Source organism: Microcystis sp. T1-4, assembly GCF_000297435.1.
GTDB lineage: Bacteria > Cyanobacteriota > Cyanobacteriia > Cyanobacteriales > Microcystaceae > Microcystis.
Genome location: NZ_CAIP01000246.1, coordinates 1 through 3305, shown reverse-complemented (window position 1 = coordinate 3305; position 3305 = coordinate 1). Strand labels below are relative to the sequence as shown.

At 36.0% G+C, this 3305-nt stretch carries 3 protein-coding genes and 1 pseudogene; 2 read left to right on the top strand and 2 right to left on the bottom strand.

Going from position 1 to position 3305, the window contains the following annotated elements; translation table 11 throughout:
• The first annotated feature begins 801 nt into the window (after positions 1-801).
• Complete coding sequence (locus MICAI_RS15220; RefSeq protein ID WP_008203643.1) at positions 802-1389, top strand: Uma2 family endonuclease; 588 nt, start codon at positions 802-804, stop codon at positions 1387-1389.
• A 285-nt stretch (positions 1390-1674) separates the two neighbouring features.
• On the opposite strand, the gene MICAI_RS15215 is transcribed toward MICAI_RS15220, so the two are convergent.
• Both MICAI_RS15215 and MICAI_RS15210 read right to left on the bottom strand, forming a co-directional pair.
• Positions 1675-2127, bottom strand: a complete 453-nt coding sequence (locus MICAI_RS15215; protein ID WP_008203641.1) for a hypothetical protein — start codon at positions 2125-2127, stop codon at positions 1675-1677.
• An 8-nt stretch (positions 2128-2135) separates the two neighbouring features.
• A complete protein-coding gene (locus MICAI_RS15210; RefSeq protein WP_008203639.1) occupies positions 2136-2483 on the bottom strand; it encodes a Tse2 family ADP-ribosyltransferase toxin in 348 nt (115 codons plus the stop codon).
• Positions 2484-2610: 127 nt separating this feature from the next.
• On the opposite strand from MICAI_RS15210, the pseudogene MICAI_RS25095 reads away from it, so the two are divergent.
• Positions 2611-3305: pseudogene (locus MICAI_RS25095) on the top strand (IS630 family transposase); the annotation flags it as partial.

The following is a 3305-nucleotide window of genomic DNA, read 5'->3' as shown; positions in this document are numbered from 1 at the left end:
TTTAAAAAGTTGGCGGTCACTTCTCATTTTACAAAGATAGTGATCGCTTTTACTTTTGATATTCTGATGGGAGAATGAATCAACCCTACCTTAATAAGGGGGTGTCGATAGGCGGGGGGATCTGAAAGTTTTTAATACCTACCTACTTAATTATATATAGCGTTTTTCAGTCTCCTGATGTACAAAAGTTATGGGTTTTAGGCAAAAGGCAAGAGGCAAAAGGGAAGAAAAATAGGTGTACATCACTAGCTTAGGAAATGCTATATATCTTAGCAAATTTTTTTTCAAGCTAGGGCTTGTTACCTTGGCACCTGATGTGGGAATTGATGACACTCGGCGATTCGCACTTGGACAGGTAATGCTTCTCCCTCTAAATTTATGCTACCCCAGGAGATTCCTCCCAGAGAATCAATACTAATGGCGGCTTGACAACCACCACCTGAACGGTTACGATGAATATTTGTACACAAATTGAGGTTAGGATAAAATGTTAATAAAAATCACAGAAATACAAGCCTCCGATAGTGTAAAAATTTATATGCAGTTCGAGAATATAATAAGAAGAAAGAACAAAAATTTTTCAAACAGGAGCCACTAATATTGTCAATGACTAGGTATAATTATTATTAACTTCGATCAAACAGGGAATCTCCCAAGTAAGTCCACCCAGTCAGGTTACTTGAGAATTTGGCTTACAAGTTGGGGGTAAAACTGGTATCTCTTTAGGGAAAAAAGGTTCAGCACAAGTCAATAGTAAGGCTGCTATTGAATGGAAATTTAACCAAGATAAGGGAGGTTAGTATGCAAGTTCAAATCGAAAAACGGTATTATACACCCGAAGAATATTGTCAGCTAGAAGAAACAGCAGAATACAAAAATGAATATTTAGATGGAGAAATTATTCCCATGGTAGGAGCAACTACTAATCATAATCTGATTGCTTTGAATTTCTGTAAAAATTTTCCAGCTAAGATTAATAATGAAGATTATTGGACTTTCATTAGTGATGTCCGGTTATGGATGCCAATATACCGCTTTTATACTTATCCTGATGTCATGGTAATTAAAGGCAAACCATTATATGAAGGAAAAGGCACAAATACCGTAACTAATGCCTTAATCATTGTCGAGGTTTTATCAAAATCAACCAGAGATTATGACCGCACTGATAAGTTTAAGTTTTATCGTTCAATTCCTGACTTTAAGGAATATATTTTGATCGATCAATACCGTTATTATGTGGAACAATTTTATCAACAAGATAATGGAGAATGGTTGTTTAAAGCATCTGAATCAGAGAATGATGTTTTAAGGTTTAATTCTGTGGATTTTCAAATCTCATTGCTGGATATTTATCAACGAATTGATTTTAATTTAAGTGAAGAATAAGGATTAAATCCCATCTCAATTATCTACCAAAATCAGTTGATATTGCCATTCTCAAGATCAAGAAGGAAACCCAAAAAAAATAAGAGGATCGAAATAGCGATCGCTATTTCAGACGGATTGAGGTGTTGGGTTTAGTTTTCCCTTAAAATTGAGAGGTTTTCTTTAACCTATTGATTCGCTCAAACCAACCGACGGACTTTATGAAAGGTGGCTAAATAAGTAATCATTATGTTCCTCATTTCAGGTTAGCATTAGATTATATTGGCTCTTCTAGGTTCTGTGTGATCAGTTTAACTTACATAGGATCGATCGATCTTTGTGTCCTCTGTGTCTCTGTGGTTCCTTCCACTCCCTCGCTCTTGAGGAATGTATCTTAGAATACATTTTACCCACCAAACCTGGGATAGCCTTATATTCTTCGCGGATTGATGAAGTTAGAGATTCCACTAAGATTAATTTTTCCTCAATTGACAGGGTTTTTCCTTGTTTAATTAATGTTTGTAAAGGCATCTTTTTCAAATCAAATTCAGGCACAATTAGAGACAATTCTTGTGTTTGTTGATTTTGTAAATCAGTAATTAATTCTTGTAAAAATAGAGAATCATTACTTAAGTCTGAAACTTCATCTTCGTAGTTTTCGAGAGCTTCTAGTTGTTGAATACGGTCACTATAATTTTTGAGAAGGGCTGCGAGAGCGTCGATAATAAATTGGATGTCTTTAAATGATAGAGTTTTCATAGTTTACCTCAACTTACACGATAAAAAAATTTATCAATTACCCTTAAAGCTTGTTGATAGGTTTCTATTGACATGGGAAATAAGGGTTTCCATAACCAGTGATTACCTCGATCATTAATTAATTCTAGCTCACTGGGAATAGAAGTACCCCGATCTAGTTTCCACCAGTTGTTTCCTATTCCCTGAACGGAAAAGGTGGAAATTACTCCCGGTGTTTGTCCATCAACAAGGGTTTCTTTTACCCATATTTGCCCATTATTTTCATAGATAGCAATATCTTTGTTAGGACGAACACGATCCATTCTGGGAGATGTAGCATTACCTCTACCGTATAAATCAACGGGTGTTTTTATCATTTGTCACCTCCCTAATTCCCGTACAAGTTGCATCACTTGTTCATAAGCTGCCCTATTATAGCAATTCTTGAATCTATGAGGTACAATGGAGGGTAAATAGACAAATAATAGAATTCGCCAGCTTCCTATGAGACCCTATTCCGTAGATTTTCGCCAAAAAATTATCGATGTCTGGAAGAAAGAAAAAATTTCCATTCGAGGACTAGCCCAGAGATTTGACGTGGCTAAAAGCTTTATTCAGAAGTTATTGAAGCAACATAAAGAAACAAGAGATATACGTCCTCTTCCGCAAGGGGGAAGTCCGCCAACCAAGTTAAATAGTGAACAACTGATAATTTTAATAGAAATCATCGAAGCTAACAATGATGCAACTCTCGAAGAATTATCGGACTTACTGTATGAAAAGACACAAGTGAAAGTCAGTAGAGCCACCCTGGGGCGCCTTACGCAAAAACTCAATTACAGTTTCAAAAAAAACACTACACGCGGCGGAAAAAGAAAGTGAAAGGGTACAGCAAAAAAGAGTGGACTACTGGTCTTAAGTGCGTGAAATTGAGGAATCAAAACTAATTTTCATGGATGAATCGGGGGTAAATTTAGCCCTTTTGAGACTCTATGCTAGAGCCTTAATTGTCCAAAAATCTCGGGAAAGAAAACCACAAAAAAGAGGGAAATATTTCAATAATTAGTGCTACAAGCTTAGAAAAAGTTGTCGCATCAGTCAATATATACGGTGCAGTGGATGCGGTAGCATTTGAAGGATTTATTCTGAAGGAAGTGCTTCCAAAAATTAAAGAAAGAGACTGTCTGATCATGGATAAT

Coding starts and splice junctions, on each gene's coding strand:
- MICAI_RS15215 (WP_008203641.1), bottom strand. CDS start 2,127: ATGAAAACTCTATCATTTAAAGACATCCAATTTATTATCGACGCTCTC.
- MICAI_RS15220 (WP_008203643.1), top strand. CDS start 802: ATGCAAGTTCAAATCGAAAAACGGTATTATACACCCGAAGAATATTGT.
- MICAI_RS15210 (WP_008203639.1), bottom strand. CDS start 2,483: ATGATAAAAACACCCGTTGATTTATACGGTAGAGGTAATGCTACATCT.